Below are 22,341 nucleotides of genomic sequence, written 5' to 3'. Positions count from 1 at the left end.
GCAATAAACAAATTATATCAAATTTTTTTAAACAAAAAGCGCGTTGCAATCACCTGTTTTGAAGCCAATGTATGCATATGTCACAGAGGACAACTCGCATTAGCTCTCACTCAATTGCCTGATTGGAAATATGAAATTAAGCACATCTAAAAAATAAACTTACAGATTTTTTACATATGGGGGTGCTTCTCTTCACAAATACCTCCTAGCACCCCCACCCTTTCCTAACAACTTTCAACACAAGCGTGATTCACGCCACACGTGAATTGCATCTCAATGTAAGGAGAAAAGATATGGCGCCTCGTCCAGCTGCTATAACGCAACCAGCCATTGCACGCGCTTTAAGAGAAGCTAAAAAACAAGGTTGTGAACTCGTAGAAATCAAACCTACCGGTGAACTGCTTATCTATCTCAAATCCGATATTCCACTACCAAATTCAGCAGCGCATCCAGACAAACTTTTAGATTTGTCAAAGAATGAATATTACGAAACAGCGCTCTCTAAGATGTAAAATACCATGTCAAAACCACGCCCCCCTCATCTTGTCAAAGAAGTCACACGCCATGGTAAAATTATATGGTATGTACGTATTGGTCATGGACCACGTATTAGAATACGCGGTACCTATGGAACGCAAGAGTTTGTTGACAACTACAAAAGCGCACTTGCCGAGTTACAAGGGCTTATACTTCCTAAATCCAAAACCGGTAAACTTGTTGAAGGGTCATTTGCATGGCTGCTTAAACAATACTTTAACAGCTCCAATTGGCATAGCCTTTCTAAAGTCACCCAAAAACAAAAAGAACTCATCCTTATGAAGGTATGTGATACCATAGGAAATATTCCATACCAAGCAATTGAAAAGAAACATATCATAGCCGGTGTTGAACGGCGTAAAGAAACACCAGCAATGGCTAGAAACTTCCTGAAAGCCCTTAATGGACTTTTTAATTGGGCAATTGATCAAGGTCTTTTGGAAAATAATCCAGCTTTAGGAATAAAAAGACCACCCCTCAAAAACAAAGAGGGATTTCCTGTTTGGACAGAAGAAGATGTCGAAAAATATTATCAAAGATGGCATCATGGTACCCATGAACGTGTCTGGATTGATGTTCTTTTATATACGGGCTTGCGTCGTGGTGATGCAGTACGAATTGGTTGGAAAGATGTCAAAGATAATATCATTCACCTCAAAACAGAAAAAAGTAAATTCCAAACAGATGTTTTTCTTCCTATTTTACCGGAACTAGCAAAAACACTTGAAATTGGTCCTATTGGAGAAAAAACATTCATCTGTAGTAAAATGAATCAAAAATTCACCAAAGAAGGCTTTGGGAATGCATTTAGAGACGCTTGTAATGCGGCTGGAATTAAAAAATCAGCCCATGGATTAAGAAAATTAGCAGCAACACGCGCAGCTAACTCTGGTGCAACAGTATCACAACTCAAAGCAATTTTTGGCTGGACAGAAGATCAAATGGCATCTCTTTATACAAAGAGCGCAGATCGTAAAAGACTAGCTCTTGAAGCTATAAAAAAGCTCCAAAAAAGTTAGGGATAGAGACAAAAAAAACGTAATAGAATCAAAATTCATTAATTCCCTTATATTCTATATAATTTTTTGATTTTATTTACTCTATACCCGCCCCTTGGGCGTACCATAATCCTTTTTTCTATGTGTAATACATTCATTTTATTCGTATTTTTAAAAATGAGGAATGCATAAATAAAAACGAGGGAATAAGATTTTTAAAGGGATCTCTTCGTAAAAAAGATACAAGAATCATTAGATAATTGATTTCTTTGTTGCATTTCGAGGATAGTGTTTTACTGCGCACAGTTAATAACAATAAAAATCGATAAAATATAAAAATTAGAGGGTTCTAGCTCACGATACGGTAAGTTTATAAGCCGTATTCTTGCGTATACCGTTAATTTTTAAATTAAAACCAGCCACATCATTTATACGTTTCTTCCAACCTTCAAAACTGAAATTTACCCCAAAACGCATTTTATACGAAGCATTTCTAATTACAGTGCCTGTGCATCACATTAAACTTTTCTATAAACAAGCAGACCGTAATCTTAGAATTGAAATGCGATATAAAAATAGATTCTTATTCACCTAACACAACAAATCAAGAAACTATAATTTAGAATACGATCAACTTATTAAATGGAAACTCTGATAATAAAAATGCATAATCCCTGCACCCAGTGATCTAACTACCTTATCTATTAAACAGATTCTTCATCAATCATAGAATAATTATAGATTTGCAAACACATCACTTCTTTTCAAAAAACTTCTATTCAAAAATTAAACCCTCCAACAAAATTTACACTCTATTGATAATATATTCTAAAAGCTCATATTTGAATGCTTTTTTCCCTTGTTTTTACTTTTCATTATAAACTTGAAAGTGCTATAAAGTGGTATCGCTTAAAAAAAAGGACTTCTAATGGCAAAGATCAAAGTAGAAAACCCCGTTGTTGAACTTGATGGGGATGAGATGACCCGTATCATCTGGAAATATATCAAAGATAAATTAATCCATCCCTATCTCGACATTGATCTCAAATATTATGATCTTTCCGTCGAAAGTCGTGATGCAACCAATGATCAGGTATCAATCGATTCTGCCAATGCTATCAAAAAATATGGGGTTGGTATAAAATGTGCAACCATCACACCTGATGAGGCACGCGTTAAAGAATTTAACCTAAAAAAAATGTGGAAATCACCTAATGGCACAATCCGCAATATTTTAGGAGGAGTCATTTTTCGCGAACCCATTATCTGTAAAAACGTCCCTCGCCTTGTTCCTAACTGGACAAAGCCAATTATTATCGGACGTCACGCTTTTGGTGATCAGTATAAGGCAACAGATTTTAAATTTCCAGGAAAAGGGAAATTAAGTATTAAATTTGTAGGTGATGACAATCAAGTTATTGAACATGATGTTTTTGATGCCCCAAGCGCAGGGGTTGCTATGGCTATGTATAACCTTGACGAGTCAATTCGTGATTTTGCCCGCGCATCCTTTAATTATGGACTACAACGGAATGTTCCAGTTTATCTTTCAACAAAAAATACCATTCTAAAAACTTACGATGGTCGTTTTAAAGATATCTTTCAAGAAATATTTAATACGGAATTTAAAACTGAATTTGAAAACCGTAAATTATATTACGAACACCGCCTCATTGATGATATGGTTGCTTCTGCACTTAAATGGTCAGGGGGCTATGTATGGGCATGTAAAAACTATGATGGTGATGTTCAATCTGATATTGTTGCTCAAGGCTTTGGTTCTCTTGGTCTCATGACTTCTGTTCTTATGACACCAGATGGTAAAATTGTTGAAGCAGAAGCAGCACACGGCACAGTAACACGCCATTACCGTCAGCATCAAAGAGGCGAAGAAACATCAACAAATTCTATTGCATCTATTTTCGCATGGACACGTGGACTGGCGCACCGTGCTAAACTAGATAACAACGAAAAATTAAAAAACTTCACCAAAACATTAGAAGAAGTTTGTATTAAGACCGTTGAAGAAGGTTTTATGACCAAAGATCTCGCGCTTTTGATTGGACCTAAACAAAAATGGCTTTCTACAACAGGTTTTCTTGATAAAATTGATGAAAATCTTAAAAAAGCTGTGAACAATTAAGTTATCACTTCATTTAAATTCCAAAGCTCTGCGAAAGGAGGGCTTTGAATCTTTTCTTGGCAAATTCAGATAACTGCCTTATAAATAAAAAAGGTCAACTCTTTACTGAATAGTAAAAACAGTGGAAAAAAAAAGCTGGTCTGCACTTTTATTAGGTAAAAATGGTATTCGCTTTTTAACGTTTATAGGCGGTGTTATATTGCACGCTACTAACGTTTATGTAATTATTACTATTTTACCCTCTCTTATGAGTGATATTGGCGATGGACTATATTATTCTTGGGTGGCAACTGTTTTTATTACAGCGTCGCTCCTTGGGACTTCGCTTGCAACAAAAATATTAGAGAAAACAGGTCCTCGCAAAGCTTATGTGATCTCTGGTTTCATTTTTACTTTTGGTACCTTCATATGTGCTACAGCTTCGACTATGCCATTATTTCTAATAGGACGCTTTATTCAAGGATTTGGAAGCGGCTCTTTACTATCCTTATCCTATTCTATGGTGCGTCTTGTTTTTAGTCCATCTGTATGGTCACATGCATTGAGTATCATCTCTGGAATGTGGGGAATATCAACCTTGTTAGGACCAGCTATCGGTGGAATTTCTGTACATTATGGCGTATGGAGAGCATCCTTTTGGGTTATCGGCATATTAGCGATAATCTTCTTGCTCATAGCTCTTAAAGTTTTACCAAACGAAAATGAAAGAGAGATTCCAACATCTCCCTTTCCTCTCCTACAACTCTCCATACTCATCTTATTAATTTTTATTATTTCTGCTGGTGGTGCTATAAATACCACAATTGCGCAAATTTTCGGATTAGTTATTGGATTAACCCTTTTCTTTGTTCTAGCAAAGATCGAATCATCCACACTTCATCCCATGTTACCGCATAAATCCTTTTCCTTCTCTTCTGAGTTTTTTTCTATTTATGCATTGATACTCGTTATGACGACAGTAGTGTATAGCGTAGAACTTTATTTTCCACTTTTTCTTCAAGAGCTTCATGGACAAGCTCCACTTATTGCTGGTTATATAGCATCACTCATGAGCTTGGGGTGGACATGCGGTTCTCTATTAAGTGCTGGTATATCCGCAAAAAAAGTTCGCAGCATCATTGTATATTCCCCCATATTAAGCCTTTTTGGTATAAGCAGTCTTTTATGGCTCATTCCAATAAAAGATTCTACATCTGAACATATTTTTATCATTTGCTTAGCATTGTTTTCTATCGGGATTAGTGCAGGCATAGCGTGGCCGCATTTGTTAACACGGATCTTACAATGTGCAAACAATGAAGATACTCTACGTGCTAGCGAATCCCTTACTTCTGTACAACTATTTTCAGCCGCATTAAGTGCAACACTTGCAGGAGCAATCACCAATTTTGCTGGCCTCTTTAATCCTGGAGGAATAGTAGGAATGATTTCAGCCGCCAAGACTCTTCTTGTCGTACTCATCGGTCTTTTATTTTGTCTTGGTATTCCATTTGCTCTACGCGTTTCCTATCGCATATTAAAAAACCCAACAGGACAATCAAATAACTAAATAAATAAAAAAATATTTTTTCTCTTAATAGTTAAAAGAAATGTTAAGTATGCTTCTCCATATACCATGAGACGCAAAAAATCATTAATCCACACAAAGTCAGAACACTTCCTAAAATAGCTGTATATTCATAACTATAGCCCAATTTTAAAACTAATGCTCCAGATTCTGCACCAAGAGCGTTGGCAATATTAAAAGCAGACTGCATTAATGCTCCTGCCAAAATCTGTCCCTGTAGTGCAACATCCATAATTTTTGTTTGTATAGAAGGCATAGCAGCAAAAGAAGTCCCAACAAAAAAGCATCCTATTGCCGCTGTTAACGGAGCATAGGATAAAAAGAAAAAAAGAAAAAAAACAAATACGCTCCAAAGCATAGAAAAAAATATCATCGGCGAAATACCAATTTTAACAGCTAATTTAGGCCCCAAGAGATTTCCTACCACCATTCCCAATCCAACTAGCGGCATGATAAATGGTACCCACTCAAGTGAAACACCAGAAATATGCATTAATGTTGACTTGATATAAGTGAAAACAGAAAATAATCCTGACGCTCCCACCGAAACCATAAACAAAAGAAGCCATACCTGCTTTTGCTTTAATGCACCCATTTCGTGCAAAGGATTCGTTTTTGGAAAACTTAAATCACAAGGCAAAAAATTCCAAATAAGCAAACAACATGATAAAGCAATCATACCAACAAGGACAAAAGCAATCTGCCAACCAATAAGTTGACCAATCCAAGTAGCACTGGGTGCTCCCAAAACGGTTGCAATTGTTAAGCCAAGCATAACATATCCAACAGCTTTAGAACGTTCTTTCATTTCTACCATTGAAGAGGCAACCATAGCCGCAAGCCCAAAATAGATTCCATGGGGAAGTCCGCTGAGAAAGCGTAATACTACTAATATGCTAAAATCAGAAACAAAGGCACTAGCAATATTTGCTAAAGCATAAAAAAGCATCAATCCTATCAAAACAGTTTTGCGTGATACCTGAGCTGTTGCCACAGCTAAAAGAGGTGCTCCAATCACAACTCCTAATGCATAAGCAGAAATATATTGACCAGCGGTAGGAATATCAACATATGAACTTCGTGCCATCTCTGGCAGTAGCCCCATTGCAACAAACTCTGCAGTACCAATAGCAAAACTTCCCACGGCAAGAGCTAAAATTATTAAACGCCGTATTCTCGAATCAATTCCCAATGCAAGAACCTTTTGTTTATAAGAATCCCTCATATCATCACTTCTGGATAAGAGTTTTAACTGTAGATATCTGTAATATACACAAACAAAAATTCAAAACATTGTTATACGCATGCCCAATAGTCCCCAATAAAGTTTTAGAAATATTTTGATATATAAAGCATTTTATGGAGTTTTAAGTAAGATTCTTTAACGGAAAATCTTTGAGAACCTCAAAATTATAGATGTATTCACCTATTTTTATCAAATCTGCCAGATAATAAAATTTGTCTCCTCTTTTCAGCAGTTCCAATTTTACAGTAAAACCTTTATTTTGCAACGATATCCTATACCCTATAAATAATTCTAAAATTTGTCGAATAATGCACTTCAAACAAGTGAACCACATCTCATCATTATCTTGATACAAAGATAAAACTTCTCCCAAAATTATTGTTGCATTATTTTTGTTATCTAAATGCAGATCATCCAAATTGATAAGCTATAATTTCAACTTTACGCCATTCTTATAAATTATTATAGAATCCTTTAAAAACTCTCATGATAATAGTGCTTGGTTTCTAGATTTATTAAATATCCTCTTTTAGGCAGCTTTACCCCTCCCTCCTCTAACAGAGGAATCGCATCAGATATCTAACTCATTATCTTTAAATTAAAATATTCACGTAAATATATATGCTTATTTTCAGATAAATTCTATAAACAGAGCAGAAAACAAATATAATAAGTTTTATTTTAATATATTTATCAATATTTTATAAATATGGTAATTATCGTGATTAATGTTTAAATTTTTATGACATAATATATATTTTTTATTTTATATATTAATAATATTATATAAATCTATTGTAAGTAATACTTATATTAAAATATTTAAGACTTAAAATATACAATTGTAATATTTAAAATGTCATAATCTTAGCTTAGTTTTCTTTTAATTTTCTAAAATTTATCTATACGGTTGTATATAACCCATTCTTTACCTTTAGTAATAAAAAACACAAATTAGCTCATAAAAATACAATTTTCATACTTCTTTAAGAGTTCGCTAACGCCTCATTAACATTGTTGCTTTAAACAGTCATCAGAAACAGAAATAAACTGTTTTTCTCCGGATCAGGTAGCGCGTACCGGAGTAACAGTTTCTGTTTTATATAGTAATTAGAAAAAGAATATATGCCCTATAAAACCGCACTGCTATATCTTAGGATAGTGGAATTTATAATTTTGGAAGGTGTTTCTAATTTCATATTTTTAGCTAAATTTGTAAGTACAAGAATAAATTCAATAAAAAAATGAAGCGTTATATTACGATTAATGTTTTAGCGTCCTTGTGCCCATAGGGCACGAGTTTCAGCGCAAAAATCAGCATAACAGCCTTCTTCAATGGCATCACGAATTCCCTGCATCAGTTGTTGATAATAAAAAAGATTATTCCAAGTCAACAACATACCCCCAAGAGATTCACCAGATTTGATCAAATGATGCAAATAAGCACAACTATAATCATGTGCTGCTGGACAAAGTGACTGCGAATCAAGAGGATGTGGATCTTCTGCATAACGCGCATTACGCAAATTAATTCTACCAAAGCGGGTAAAAGCTAAACCATGACGTCCTGCACGCGTCGGCATAACACAATCAAACATATCAACACCACGAGCAACACTTTGTAAAATATCATCAGGTGTTCCTACTCCCATAAGATAGCGTGGTTTATCCTCTGGTAAAATCGGACAAGTAGTATCCAATACTGCTGTCATAACACTCTGCGGCTCACCAACAGCAAGCCCTCCAATAGCGTAACCTTTTAAATCCATTTCTTTTAATGCTTGAGCAGAACGTTCACGCAGTTTCATATTATCACCACCTTGAACAATCCCAAACAATGCTTTATCTGGCTGATCTCCAAAAGCTGTTTTACAACGCTGCGCCCACCGCAATGAAAGTTCCATAGCTTCTTCCATTTCTTTTTCAGTTGCAGGTAATGCAATACATTGATCTAACTGCATCTGAATATCCGCACCAAGAAGTTCTTGAATTTCGATAGAACGCTCTGGACTCATTTCATAGTAAGCTCCATTAATGTAAGAACGAAAAATCACACCTTGTTCAGTAATTTTACGGATTCCCGCCAATGACATAACCTGAAAGCCACCAGAATCGGTTAAAATAGGTCCGCTCCAGCGTGAAAATTCATGTAATCCTCCCAAACGCGCAACACGTTCAGCTCCTGGACGTAACATTAAATGATAAGTATTCCCTAAAATGATATCTGCACCAAGATCACGTATCTGATCCATATACATAGCCTTAACGGTTCCTGCCGTTCCAACAGGCATAAATGCGGGTGTACGAACACATCCTCGCCCCGTTATAATTTCGCCTCGACGTGCATACCCATCTTGAGCAATTTTTCTATAATGAAATGTCTTTATCATAACTCTCGTCTTTTTGATTCCATCAATGCATATCTCTATAGAAAGAAAAAAAATATCCCCTTACGAGCATTGTCATAAGCTTTATGAATTAATTTTTGATTCGCTCAATATTGTAACCAGCATAAAAAATTAAACGAGATAAAAGAACATTTCTTGTTAAGAAATCACCATAATAAAGTGATAATCTAGCTCCAGAAAAATAGTAAAATCTTTATAATATCATACCTCAAAATACCTACGCTTAACGCACTAAATCCTTAATAGAACTGCAAAATTATTATCACAATAATCTCATCTTCACATACTTCCATAAGCAGTAACTTTGTACGCATAGAAGAAAATTCTGAACGCATTGTACAGCTTACAATATTCTTTACTTTTACAGATAAAAATTTTTCATCTACTGGGCACGGCGATCCTCACGCTTAATAAAAACGCAAATGAGCATAATCATTTATCCCCTCACAATATTGAGATAATTCACAAAAAAAATTAACGTGTAATAAAAACACTTAAAAAAACTAAAAATGCTTTTTGTAAAGATTCTCAAATACCAAAAACTCTATCGTAACATTAGAGGCTGAAAAAGCGTATGATGGTACCCGCTCTTGCTCCTTCACAAGCTTTAAAGATGGTAGTGCATAATAGATTTATACTATTATAGCTTTAAAACTATAAACGCCATAAACGTCATTGTGGAAGTGAATATTGATATGCACTGAGAAATGCTTCTTAAAAAACACGTAAATATGCAACATAAGTATATTCCGTTTGGAACGTTCCTCTATTAAAAAACGAGAAAAATAAAAGCGTAAGGCTATGCATAACCTTCATTATTTTAATGATATTGCTTTAGATACTTTTTAAAAAAGTAAAGCTGAATTAAAAAGAAGATGGCAAGATTAGCCATTTGTTTTACCTCCGCACCTTTACATTTTTCTAAGATTAAACTGTCTTCTTGTTTTAAAGATTACACCAATGATATATACATAAATGCTGGTTTTCCACCTTGCTAGGAAAACTGGAGAAGCTCATAAGGCTCTTATCCGTATTAATATGTGTTTCAAACATGCTGCTACATTAGGATTGGATGTTGATTTACAAGCAGCAACAAAAGCACACGCTCTCTCAAGAAAGTAACATCATAAAACCATTAATAGACCGACAATGAATTGAAGAGAAATGCCGAATTTTTATAAAACACTTTTCCAAACAACAACCATAACACAACAGACTTTGCTTTTTCTTATTCTGACAGATAGTTTGTACAAATCCTTTGCGTTATCTTCTTCAGGAAGATCCGATTGAAGGAAATATATGGACAATTCTTAGCTCGAAATTATAAAAGGTAAGCGTGATACTACAAAAGAGTTTCGTGTGCCTTTATTGATCAGAAAAGAGTGTTTTTTTCTTAGAAACTTACAATTGAAATCAGTATAATTTACACTATTTTGCATCCGCAGCAATAACGGCTTTGGTAATTGAATCTGGATCTGCAACAGGTTCACCACGTTTAATTTTATCAACATTTTCCATACCTTCAACAACCTGTCCCCATATGGAATATTGACGATCAAGCCACGGAGCATCTGCAAAACAAATAAAAAACTGAGAATTAGCAGAATTTGGATTCTGACTACGTGCCATAGAAACTGTACCACGCTTATGAGAAAGATTTGAAAACTCTGCTGTTAAATTTGGTTTTTCTGCCCCCCCCATACCCGCACGGGATAAATTGAATTTTTCACTATCCTTCTTTCCAAATTGCACATCCCCAGTTTGCGCCATAAAACCATCAATAACGCGATGGAAAATAACATTATCATAAGCACCTTCACGTACCAGTTCTTTAATACGTGCAACATGACAAGGCGCTAAATCAGCCAAAAGCTCAATAACAACTCTGCCCTTTGTTGTTTCAAGAATTAAAGTATTCTCTGGATTTTTATTCTCAGCCATATGGAAAGCTCCTTTGATTCATTTCTCAACTTGTAAAGTAGCCGCATTAATAACATCAGGATTTTTTACAGATCCATTATTGCTTGTCGTACCTTTTTTTATTTTATCGACAACAGCCATCCCCTTTATAACCTCTCCAACAACCGTATACTGACCATTTAAAAAAGTAGCATCATCAAAACAAATGAAGAATTGAGAATTCGCGGAATCCGGATCTTGTGACCGTGCCATCCCAACAGTACCACGCTTAAACGGCTGCTTTGAAAACTCTGCCGGTATATTGGGATAATTTGAACCACCCATACCAACGCGTTTCAGATCAAAATCTCTACTGCCTTTTTTTCCAAACTTTACATCACCAGTTTGTGCCATGAAATTAGGAATAACGCGATGAAACACAACATTATTATAGGCCCCCTCTTCTGTTAATCTTTTAATTTGCGCAACATGTTTTGGCGCCAAATCAGGACGCAGACGAATAATGACATCACCATCTTTGAGAGATAAAACAAGAAGGCTTGCATCACTCGCTGGACTAGAATTACCGGCAACAGCGGACAATGAAAAAAAACAAAATACACATAACAAAACAGAAAAAATTCTACGAGACACAATTATTCTCCCCTAAAAGATTGGAATTTCGAGCTCAAAGCTTGTGCAATATTGGGCGGTACAAATGGTGTTACATCACCTCCCATAGAGGCAATTTGGCGTACCAATGTAGAAGTTATTGCACGCCCAGAAACGCTTGCCGGCAAAAAAACAGTTTGCAATTCAGGAGCCATAACGCCATTCATCCCTGCCATTTGCATTTCATAATCAAGATCAGTACCATCACGCAATCCACGAATGAGAAATGAAGCACCAACTTCACGCGCCTTCTCAATTAGAAGGTTGCTAAATGAAAGAACCTGCAATCGATCAGAATCTGCACCAAACAAGTCTTTCCCTACCTGCATAATGAAATCAACACGCTCTTCAAAACTAAAGAGTGTTTTTTTGTCAGCCTGTATCCCTATAGCGACGACCACCTTATCGGCTAACACAAAACACCCTTTCAAAACATCAAGATGACCATTTGTAAGAGGATCAAAAGAACCTGCATAAAGAGCAATTTTCATGATTTTACTCCATCCTCTTCAAAATTATTTTTCTTCGCTCATATCAACTGTATCAGAATGCTTCTCACCTTCATCATCTAATGAACTCGTATCATCTTCAGGTTCAGAAATACGTTCAACCGATACGACTTTTTCACCTTTGGCTGTATTAAAAATTGTGACTCCCTTAGTTGAGCGCCCAGCAGTACGAATTCCCTCAACAGGAACACGAATAAGCTGTCCTCCATCTGATACCAACATAATTTGATCTTGCGCCTTCACCGGAAAAGCCGCTACTAATTTACCAATTTCAGCTGTTTTAGATGGATCTGTTGCACGAATCCCTTTTCCGCCACGTCCGGAAATCCGAAACTCATAAGACGAAGAGCGTTTACCATAACCAAACTCACTCACCGTCAAAAGCATTTGTTCACGTGCATGAAGTTCTGCATAACGTTCATCTGTTAACTCTGTTTCAGCACCCCCATCTTCCTCATCAAGAGTTACAATATCTTCAACATCAGCATCTGCACCAGAAGCACGCCGTTCATTCATTACACGTTTAATATAAGCAGAACGCTCAATGGACGTCGCCTCGACATGCTCTAAAATTGTCATCGAAATAACTTTATCGCCTTTAGCTAAATTGATACCACGAACTCCCACAGAATTACGCCCAGCAAAGACACGAACATCAACAACTGGAAAACGGATACATTGTCCATTGGCTGTTGTTAGAACAACATCATCATGTTCCGTACAGGTTTCAACAGAAAGAATTTCATCTTCTTCATCAAGTTTCATTGCAATTTTACCATTACGATTAACTTGAACGAAATCTGATAATTTATTACGACGCACAGTTCCACGTGTTGTCGCAAACATAACATCCAATGCACTCCAGCTCGCTTCATCTTCAGGCAAAGGCATAATCGTTGTAATACGCTCACCTAGTTGTAAGGGAAGCATATTGATCAAAGCCCGCCCACGCGATTGGGGTGTTCCCAACGGCAGTCGCCAAACTTTTTCCTTATAAACAATCCCACGTGATGAAAAGAAAAGAACCGGAGTATGCGTATTGGCAACAAACAATCGCGTTACAAAATCCTCATCTTTCGTGGACATACCAGAACGCCCCTTACCACCACGTCGCTGTGCTCGATAGGTATTAAGAGGTACACGTTTAATATAGCCACTATGGCTCACCGTTACCACCATATCCTCTGGTGCGATCAGATCTTCACTCTCCATCTCAGCGCTACCAAAACCAAATACGGTACGTCGCGGCGTTGCAAATTCCTCACGAAGAGCACTCAATTCATCCTTAACAATACACATAATGCGTACGCGTGATGCCAAGATATCAAGATAGTCAGCGATATCTACGCCAATTTTATTCAATTCATCAGCGATTTCATCACGCCCAAGAGCTGTCAATCGTTGCAAACGCAATTCTAAAATAGCACGCGCCTGTTCTTCAGAGAGATTATAAGTACCATCCTCATGAATAATATGACGAGGATCATCAATAAGTTTAATCAAAGGCGCGACATCCATCGCTGGCCAGCGTCGCTCCATTAACTGTGCACGTGCTGTCTGCGGATCAGGAGCTTTGCGAATAAGTGCTATAATTTCATCAATATTGGCAACAGCAAGGGCAAGACCAACCAAAACATGTGCTCGCTCACGCGCTTTACGCAAAAGATATTTTGTTCGCCGACTGACAACTTCTTCCCGAAAAGAAACAAACGCACGAAGCATATCAAGCAACGTCATCTGTTCGGGTTTTCCCCCATTCAAAGCAACCATATTACAACCAAAGGAAGTTTGTAGCGGCGTATACCGATATAATTGGTTTAAAACAACTTCCGCAACGACATCTTTCTTTAGCTCAATAACAACCCGATATCCATCACGATCAGATTCGTCACGCAAATCAGAGATTCCCTCAATGCGTTTATCGCGCACCAATTCGGCCATTTTCTCAATCATCGTTGCCTTATTAACTTGATAAGGGATCTCACTCACAATAATTGCTTGTCGACCACTGCGAATTTCTTCGATCTCAACTTTAGCACGCATAATGATTGAGCCGCGCCCTGTTTCATAAGCTGCACGGACACCAGAATGGCCGAGGATAATGCCCCCTGTAGGAAAATCTGGACCAGGAATAATTTCAATTATTTTATCGAGTGTGATATCGGGATTATCAATCAAAGCGATACAACCATCAACGACTTCACCAAGATTATGGGGAGGAATATTGGTTGCCATTCCCACAGCAATCCCCCCTGACCCATTAACCAAAAGATTGGGAAAACGCGCTGGTAAGACAACCGGTTCACGCTCACGCCCATCGTAATTATCCTGAAAATCAACAGTATCTTTATCTATATCAGCTAAAAGTTCTTCTGAAACTTTTTCTAAACGACACTCAGTATAGCGCATGGCCGCGGGTGGATCACCATCAACGGAACCAAAATTTCCCTGACCATCAATCAATGGATTTCTTAAAGAAAAGTCCTGCGCCATACGCACTAAAGCATCATAAATTGAAGCATCACCATGGGGATGGAATTTCCCCATAACCTCACCAACAACACCAGCAGACTTACGATACGACTTATTGAAAGAAAGCCCCATCTCATTCATAGCATGAAGGATACGTCGATGAACAGGCTTAAGACCATCACGAACATCAGGGAGTGCACGCGAAACTATCACGCTCATCGCATAATCGAGATAGGAGCGTTGCATTTCATCAATAATACTGATTGGTTCAATACCGGTTAACACATCACGTTCTGGGTGTGGAGTAAGATCGGTCACAATTTCAAAACTTTCAAAAAAGAATCATTTCACTTTATTTATATCGAAAAATACACCAAAATGCCATTTTCTCCCCCATGACAAAAAAGAAATTTAACAAAATTTTTCAATATGTTATTAATTTATGTTAAAATTACCAATAATAATCAACAATTTCCACTTCGCTAAATTTCAAAAATCTGAAACAAACAAATCATAAAGTAATCATAATACTGCAATTAAAGACTCTTAAAAAGGTACGTCATCATCTAATTTGTGTGAAAAACTTTCTCCTAATTGATTATTATTTTGACCAAAAGTATTTCTTTGATTTGAGTTACTATCGGCAAAGCCCCCACTATAATTCCCCCCTTGACTTGCACCTTGCTCCCCGCCCGCTGCTCCCCGCCCATCAAGCATTTGTAATTCACCACGGTACTTTTGCAAAACAATCTCTGTTGTATAACGGTCATTTCCATTTTGATCTTGCCATTTTCGTGTCTGTAACTGCCCCTCAATATAAATTTTGCTGCCTTTTTTTAAATATTGCTCTGCAACTTTGACAAGGTTTTCATTAAAAATAACAATATTATGCCACTCAGTGCGTTCTTTTCGCTCATTTGTATTCCGATCACGCCAACTTTCTGAAGTAGCAATACGCAAATTTGCCACTTGATCACCAGAATTCAAACGGCGGATTTCAGGATCCGCACCAAGATTACCAATCAAAATAACTTTATTAAGGCTACCAGCCATCGCTTAAACTCCAAAATTTTAATTCATAAAATACTCTGTTTTATAACAGTTATAACCATCTTAACCTTCAATTTACATGTCTGCAATTGACCTTCAATATGGATATTGCTATCCTTTCCCAATATTGTATCCGTGTAATTATAACAAAAGATGATAAAAACACATAGTTTATTCCACCACGAGAGAATAAAAAGCTACTCATTTGTATTTTTCTTTTCACAAAACTTATACCTTCTTTTGGCATTAAAGCAGTTAAACACATTGTAATTCTAAAAAAACAGTTTTATTCCATTTTAGGTGCTCGGTTTTTGTCACATATGCCAAGGATAAAATATGACTTATCAAAAATATATCTCCATTCGTGGTGCACGTGAGCATAACCTTAAAAATATTGATCTCGATCTGCCTCGTGACAAACTTATTGTTATAACAGGACTTTCTGGATCAGGGAAATCATCCTTAGCTTTTGATACAATTTACGCTGAAGGACAACGCCGCTATGTCGAAAGCCTTTCAGCCTATGCCCGCCAATTTTTGGAAGTCATGCAAAAACCCGATGTCGACCGTATAGACGGTCTCTCTCCAGCTATCTCCATTGAACAAAAAACAACCAGTCGCAATCCTCGTTCAACGGTAGGTACCGTTACTGAAATCCACGACTACATGCGTCTTCTCTTTGCACGTATTGGTATTCCTCATTCTCCCGCGACAGGACTTCCTATTGAAAGCCAGACAGTAAGCCAAATGGTGGATCAAATTATGTCCTTACCAGAAGGAACACGAATTTTTATTATGGCACCCTTGGTGCGAGGACGAAAGGGAGAATATAAAAAAGAGCTAATAGAACTTTTAAAAAGAGGATTTCAACGTGCTAAAGTTGATGGCGAATTTTATGAAATCCCTGACATTCCACCTCTTGATAAAAAGTATAAACATGACATAGATGTCGTGGTAGACCGCATTGTTGTACAAAAGGATATCACCTCTCGCTTGGCTGATAGTATAGAAACCTGTTTACAACTAGCAAATGGACTTGCTATAGCTGAAATGGCAGACCAACCTTTGACACAAAAAGAGACGACAAAAGAATCTGCTCATAAATCAAAAAATGATACACACAAACGGCTCATTTTCTCAGAAAAGTTTTCCTGCCCTATATCTGGTTTTTCTATTCCTGAAATTGAACCTCGCCTTTTTTCGTTCAACAATCCTTTTGGGGCCTGTCCTCTCTGCGATGGATTGGGTATCAAAAGGGCAGTGGATCCACTAAAAATTGTGCCAAATAAAAATCTTACCCTAAAGAATGGAGCCATTGCTCCTTGGGCTAAATCAGATTCACTTTATTATAGACAAACCTTAGAAGCATTAGGAAAAGCTTACGGTTTCAAACTCACAGATCAATGGTGTGAACTCTCTAATGAAGCACAACAGGCTATTCTCTACGGTACAAAAAAAGATGAAATTTCTTTTATCTATAAAAATAATTCTGGTTCGCATAAAACGACCCAACCTTTTGAAGGAATCATCCCCAATATGGAGAGACGCTGGAAAGCAACCGATTCTGCTTGGTCTCGAGAAGAAATCGAACGTTATATGTCTTCTTCGCCTTGCCCAGCTTGTCATGGTTATCGTTTAAAACCAGAGGCACTTGCTGTAAAAATCCACGGAATGCACATTGGGCAAATATCAGATCTTTCTATTCTAAAGGCAGATGATTGGTTTGCCAATATTCATCAATATCTCACAGAAAAACAACGTAATATCGCCATACGTATTTTAAAAGAAATTCGCGAACGCTTAGCTTTTTTAAATCATGTAGGATTGGAATATCTTACCTTGTCTCGAAATTCAGGAACGCTTTCAGGTGGAGAAAGCCAACGCATTCGGTTAGCATCCCAAATTGGTTCTGGTCTTACAGGCGTTCTTTATATTTTAGATGAACCATCTATCGGGTTACACCAACGCGATAATGAACGCCTTTTGGAAATGCTGCGTCATTTACGCAATCTTGGCAATACAGTTATTGTTGTTGAACATGATGAAGATGCTATTCTCACAGCAGATTATGTTGTCGATATGGGCCCTGCCGCGGGCGTTCATGGTGGAGAAATCATAGCGCAAGGGACACCACAGGAAATTATAGAAAATTCAGCCTCTCTCACAGGACAATACCTTTCAGGAAAAATGGCTGTTAAAATACCCGCCGAGCGACGCAAAATATCAAAAATGAAAACACTTAAAATCATCGGCGCCAAGGGAAATAACCTCAAAAATATCAATGCTAACATCCCTCTTGGAACCTTCACATGCGTAACCGGTGTTTCTGGAGGAGGAAAATCAACATTTCTTATTGAAACGCTTTTCAAAGCAGCTTCACATCATATCATGGGCTCTCATCACAGCCCTGCCAGCTATGACAAAATTGAAGGATTAGAATTTCTTGATAAAGTCATTGATATCAACCAGTCCCCCATTGGACGCACCCCACGCTCTAATCCCGCAACCTATACAGGCGCTTTTACACCGATTCGTGAGTGGTTTGCCGATCTTCCAGAATCAAAAGCCCGTGGTTATAAAGCTGGGCGTTTTTCATTTAATGTTAAAGGAGGACGTTGCGAAGCATGTCAAGGTGATGGAGTCATAAAAATTGAAATGCACTTTTTACCCGATGTCTATGTTACTTGCGATGTCTGTAAAGGAAAACGCTATAACCGAGAAACACTAGAAATAAAATTCAAAGGACAGTCTATAGCCGATATTTTGGATATGACAATTGAAAAGGCAGAGGAATTTTTCCAAGCTATTCCCGCTATTCATAATAAAATGGAAACTCTCATTAAAGTAGGATTAGGTTACATAAAAGTAGGACAGCAAGCAACCACACTTTCTGGTGGGGAAGCACAACGTGTGAAACTTGCGAAAGAACTTTCACGTAAAACAACAGGACGTACACTCTATATTTTGGATGAACCGACAACAGGTTTACATTTTCACGATATTTCCAAACTTCTTGAAGTGCTGCATGAACTAGTCGAGCAAGGCAACACAGTTATAGTCATTGAACATAACCTTGATGTTATAAAGACAGCCGACTGGATTATTGATTTAGGACCAGAAGGTGGAGATCGTGGTGGCGAAATTGTTGCAATTGGACGCCCTGAGGACATCATTAAGGCTTCCACTTCCTACACGGGGAAATTTCTAAAAGATGTTTTACTGCGCCCCTCTCTCTGTAATTCCAATTCTTAAAAACGCTTTCCATTGTAAATACAGCATACGAACAAAGCCTGTACTTTTATTGTTACCTGTAAACACCAACACCTAATTCCAGTGGTGCAACATGTTTAAAGCAAAGGATGAAACAATTTAGCGCTTTATAAGCTGTTTCAATTTTCGTATTGCCCATAGGAACGCGCGCATAATTGCGTATTTATTCTCTGTTTTGTTTATATCTGAAACGACCAGACAGCCCAATTTGGAAAGAATACGAAGTTTTAAGGGTATAAATTAAGTTCCTATCTTTACATCTCCTTTTAATTTATCTTTACGATTTTCAAAGGCATCCGCAGCAGTATCTTATAATAAAGAGTGCCCATTGCTTCACGCTTTTGTTTATCGCGTTCCTTAATGGAATCCCATTCCTCACGAAGAGACAACACGCCCCAAACGAAATATATTTGCGTTGCCAATTCACACATCTGTTTTAAAGAAATATTTCTCAACGCTCTCAAGCCCATTTCACGACGGCACCTAATGCTATAATGGTAAATCCATTATTGTACACCACCATCTTTACGTTTATGAAGGAGCATTATCGGCATCATCACACTCTTTTCCAATATTTATCTCCCTACCCCCTAATATTGTAAAACCTTTAGTTATCGAAAGCTTTCATAAAAGCATTTTATTTTTTTCAAATGTTTTTATCCACACACTCGTACTATTCATGATATACGAGGATATCGTTTTGATTGATTGACGATAAAAAGATCTAAAATGAGAGAATCTTACGCTATTAGAGTTTCTCATTCAATATAGAAAACGTCTAATTATCATTATAAGTCAACGTATTATCTAACAAAAAAGAAACAAAGCTCTTTTATTATATTATTTTAATTCTTGTACAAGAATTGTAAGATTTTTTCCCAAAAACAGTATTTGACTTTATTCTACAAAAGAAACTCTCCTAAAAGAGCATAGAGTGTCATTATTTTCGACTTTTTGTGCACAAAGTATCTGTTGGACATCTTACAGTTGTCAATATAATGTGATGCAGTCTAAAAAGACAAAATAACGTTGGAGATAATTTCAGCATGAAAAAAATTGAAGCCATTATAAAACCTTTCAAACTTGATGAAGTGAAAGAAGCGCTTCAAAAAATTGGGTTACATGGTATTACAGTAACAGAAGCGAAAGGTTTTGGTCGTCAAAGGGAACATACAGAACTTTATCGTGGCACGAAATATGTTGTTGACTTTCTACCTAAAGTAAAGATTGAAATTGTTGTGTCCGATGAAAAACTGGAACAAACTGTTGATGCAATACGTAAAGCAGCTCAAACCAAACATATCGGAGATGGAAAGATATTTGTCTTTTCCATTGATGATGCCATTCGTATAGGAACGGACGAAACCGGTATCGATGCCCTTTAATAAATAACGAGAAAATTCACTTTTTTATCCACCTCAACGCCATATTAAGGAAATTGAATATGACAACCGCATCAGATATTATCAAACAGATTACAGACAACGAAATCCGTTTTGTTGATTTACGTTTTACTGATCCACGAGGAAAATTGCATCACATTACAATGGATATCGCAGAGATCAGCGAGGATACTTTTAGTGATGGTGTCATGTTTGATGGTTCTTCAATTGCTGGTTGGAAAACAATTAATGAATCTGACATGGTTTTAATGCCAGATCCAGAAACAGCACATATTGATCCTTTTTTTGCTCAATCTACTTTGGTCATATTTTGTAATGTACTTGATCCTGTCTCTGGTGAATTTTATCGTAGAGATCCTCGTTCTATTGCCAAAAGGGCTGAGGTTTATATGAAATCTTTAGGCATTGGAGATACAATCAATGTAGGTCCAGAAGCAGAGTTTTTTATCTTTGATGATGTGCGCTATAAAACGGATCCTTACAATACAGGATTTAAACTCGATTCAAGTGAACTTCCCTCCAATGATGATACGGAATATGAAACAGGCAATCTAGGACATCGCCCACGAATAAAGGGGGGCTACCTTCCTGTTCCACCGATTGATTCCTGCCAAGATATGCGTTCTGAAATGCTCACAGCACTCAAAGATATGGGCGTACAGGTCGAAAAACACCATCACGAAGTAGCAGCAGGCCAACATGAGTTGGGTATTCGTTTTGATACACTCGTTCGCGAGGCTGACAAGATGCAAATTTTTAAATATGTTGTACATCAAATAGCAAACAGTTATGGGAAAACAGCAACCTTCATGCCAAAACCAGTTTTTGGTGATAACGGCTCTGGAATGCATGTCCACATCTCCATTTGGAAAGATGGCAAACCCATTTTTGCAGGAAATGAATATGCCGGACTATCAGAAACCTGTTTATTTTTTATCGGTGGTGTTATTAAGCACGCAAAAGCAATCAATGCTTTTACCAACCCATCCACAAACTCCTATAAACGTTTGGTTCCTGGTTATGAAGCCCCTGTTCTTCTTGCCTATTCAGCACGTAATCGTTCTGCATCTTGCCGTATCCCAATGAGCTCCTCACCAAATTCAAAACGCGTAGAAGTTCGTTTTCCAGACCCAACAGCAAATCCCTATTTGGCATTTGCAGCCCTTTTAATGGCTGGCCTTGATGGCATCAAAAACAAAATTCATCCCGGACATGCTATGGATAAAGATCTTTATGATCTTCCCTTAAAAGAACTCAAAGAAATCCCTACTGTTTCAGGAAGTCTGCGTGAAGCGCTTGAAGCACTTGACAAAGATCGTGGCTTTCTTAAAGCTGGCGACGTTTTTGATGATGATCAAATTAATTCCTTCATTCAAGTAAAGATGCAAGAAGTCTTGCGCTACGAAACAACACCCCATCCTGTTGAATTTGATATGTACTATTCTGTTTAAACAATCAATACGCATTCTTTTGATTTTGAAAATGGAGGCAAAAGCCTCCATTTTTGTGGATATTCTTCTCATGCAAAAGCGCAAGAGGCTTTTTGCTCATCTGCTTTTCCTTTATAATGTATTGGAATCTCTTCAAATGAATTAACAAGGTTTCTAATGCCGCGAATTTGTTTTCTCGTTCCCGCTCTTTTATGCATTGTCTTTATCACATCAACAACTCAAGCACATACAATAACCAATCAAAAACTCACAGCCCTTGAAAAAGCAACATCCGCTTATAGTAAAGCACTTAAAAATACCGATGCAAATGCCATCTTAAATGCTATTCCTCCCCAAATCATCAACCGCTTAACCGCCAAAAAAAATCTTAGTCAATCACAATTTCGACAAATCATGAAAAGCCAAATAGAACGGTTGGCAGAAAGTTACAAGATTGAAACGATCAACATTGACCAAAAACAAAAACGTGAAGGTATACTTGATAATGGCACCCCTTATTTTGTTATACCCGTGGAACTTGTAACCACAACAAATGCTGGAAAAAAATGCTCTATTCAAACTGAAGTTATTGCCCTACTTCATGATAACCAATGGTATTTTATCCGCGGTAATGACGAAACGCTCTTAAACATAACCAATGAACTATTTCCTGGACTTGAAAAAGCAAAAATCAATCCCCCAAAAGTCACAAAAATACTCTGAGCGAAAAGAATGCA

General features: G+C 37.2%; 14 protein-coding genes and 1 pseudogene. 8 read left to right on the top strand and 7 right to left on the bottom strand.

The features are described 5' to 3' along the window. The first annotated feature begins 293 nt into the window (after positions 1-293). The 4 genes from ACFIKR_RS07170 (at position 294) to ACFIKR_RS07155 (ending at position 5,227) form a co-directional block, all read left to right on the top strand. Positions 294-512, top strand: coding sequence for a hypothetical protein (locus tag ACFIKR_RS07170; protein ID WP_273723922.1), 219 nt, complete (start codon positions 294-296; stop codon positions 510-512). A 6-nt stretch (positions 513-518) separates the two neighbouring features. Beyond that, positions 519-1,556, top strand: coding sequence for a tyrosine-type recombinase/integrase (locus ACFIKR_RS07165; protein ID WP_375659375.1), 1,038 nt, complete (start codon positions 519-521; stop codon positions 1,554-1,556). Positions 1,557-2,463: 907 nt separating this feature from the next. Continuing rightward, positions 2,464-3,678 (top strand): NADP-dependent isocitrate dehydrogenase, encoded by a 1,215-nt coding sequence (locus ACFIKR_RS07160; RefSeq protein ID WP_375659374.1) that lies wholly within the window; start codon positions 2,464-2,466, stop codon positions 3,676-3,678. A gap of 121 nt (positions 3,679-3,799) precedes the next feature. After that, entirely contained in the window at positions 3,800-5,227 is a 1,428-nt protein-coding gene (locus tag ACFIKR_RS07155) for an MFS transporter (protein WP_375659373.1), read from the top strand. Positions 5,228-5,270: 43 nt separating this feature from the next. Here ACFIKR_RS07155 and ACFIKR_RS07150 read toward each other — a convergent pair whose 3' ends face one another. The 7 genes and pseudogenes from ACFIKR_RS07150 to ssb form a co-directional block, all read right to left on the bottom strand. Then, positions 5,271-6,470, bottom strand: a complete 1,200-nt coding sequence (locus ACFIKR_RS07150) for an MFS transporter (protein WP_375659372.1) — start codon at positions 6,468-6,470, stop codon at positions 5,271-5,273. Between the two features lie 1,292 nt (positions 6,471-7,762). Next, the gene (tgt, locus tag ACFIKR_RS07145) at positions 7,763-8,881 is read right to left on the bottom strand and encodes a tRNA guanosine(34) transglycosylase Tgt (RefSeq protein ID WP_375635878.1); all 1,119 of its coding nucleotides are present in this window, start codon (positions 8,879-8,881) and stop codon (positions 7,763-7,765) included. Between the two features lie 1,446 nt (positions 8,882-10,327). Then, positions 10,328-10,840 carry a peptidylprolyl isomerase gene (locus ACFIKR_RS07140; protein WP_015856522.1) on the bottom strand — a complete coding sequence of 171 codons (513 nt, stop codon included), beginning with the start codon at positions 10,838-10,840 and terminating at the stop codon, positions 10,328-10,330. A gap of 18 nt (positions 10,841-10,858) precedes the next feature. Further along, positions 10,859-11,452, bottom strand: coding sequence for a peptidylprolyl isomerase (locus tag ACFIKR_RS07135; protein WP_375659371.1), 594 nt, complete (start codon positions 11,450-11,452; stop codon positions 10,859-10,861). Continuing rightward, positions 11,442-11,961 (bottom strand): annotated as a pseudogene (gene coaD, locus ACFIKR_RS07130) (pantetheine-phosphate adenylyltransferase). Before coaD ends, ACFIKR_RS07135 begins: the two are co-directional and overlap by 11 nt. A 24-nt stretch (positions 11,962-11,985) precedes the next feature. Further along, positions 11,986-14,769 carry a DNA gyrase subunit A gene (gyrA, locus tag ACFIKR_RS07125; RefSeq protein WP_375659370.1) on the bottom strand — a complete coding sequence of 928 codons (2,784 nt, stop codon included), beginning with the start codon at positions 14,767-14,769 and terminating at the stop codon, positions 11,986-11,988. A gap of 228 nt (positions 14,770-14,997) precedes the next feature. Continuing rightward, on the bottom strand, positions 14,998-15,504 hold the full coding sequence (gene ssb / locus ACFIKR_RS07120) for a single-stranded DNA-binding protein (RefSeq protein WP_375659369.1): 507 nt from the start codon (positions 15,502-15,504) through the stop codon (positions 14,998-15,000). 333 nt (positions 15,505-15,837) lie between these two features. Here ssb and uvrA point away from each other — a divergent pair, with 333 nt between their 5' ends. The 4 genes from uvrA (at position 15,838) to ACFIKR_RS07100 (ending at position 22,327) form a co-directional block, all read left to right on the top strand. Continuing rightward, positions 15,838-18,753 carry an excinuclease ABC subunit UvrA gene (gene uvrA / locus ACFIKR_RS07115; protein ID WP_375659368.1) on the top strand — a complete coding sequence of 972 codons (2,916 nt, stop codon included), beginning with the start codon at positions 15,838-15,840 and terminating at the stop codon, positions 18,751-18,753. A 1,064-nt stretch (positions 18,754-19,817) separates the two neighbouring features. Further along, on the top strand, positions 19,818-20,156 hold the full coding sequence (locus ACFIKR_RS07110) for a P-II family nitrogen regulator (RefSeq protein WP_015856528.1): 339 nt from the start codon (positions 19,818-19,820) through the stop codon (positions 20,154-20,156). 59 nt (positions 20,157-20,215) lie between these two features. Continuing rightward, on the top strand, positions 20,216-21,625 hold the full coding sequence (gene glnA / locus ACFIKR_RS07105; protein WP_015856529.1) for a type I glutamate--ammonia ligase: 1,410 nt from the start codon (positions 20,216-20,218) through the stop codon (positions 21,623-21,625). A gap of 156 nt (positions 21,626-21,781) precedes the next feature. After that, positions 21,782-22,327: a hypothetical protein gene (locus tag ACFIKR_RS07100; RefSeq protein ID WP_375659367.1), complete on the top strand. Its 546-nt coding sequence runs from the start codon at positions 21,782-21,784 to the stop codon at positions 22,325-22,327. Positions 22,328-22,341 lie beyond the last annotated feature (14 nt).

Source organism: Bartonella sp. MR30HLJHH, from assembly GCF_042194195.1.
Classification (GTDB): domain Bacteria; phylum Pseudomonadota; class Alphaproteobacteria; order Rhizobiales; family Rhizobiaceae; genus Bartonella; species Bartonella grahamii.
The sequence above is the reverse complement of the archived record's forward strand: the minus strand, read 5'-3'. Positions and strand labels throughout refer to the sequence as shown.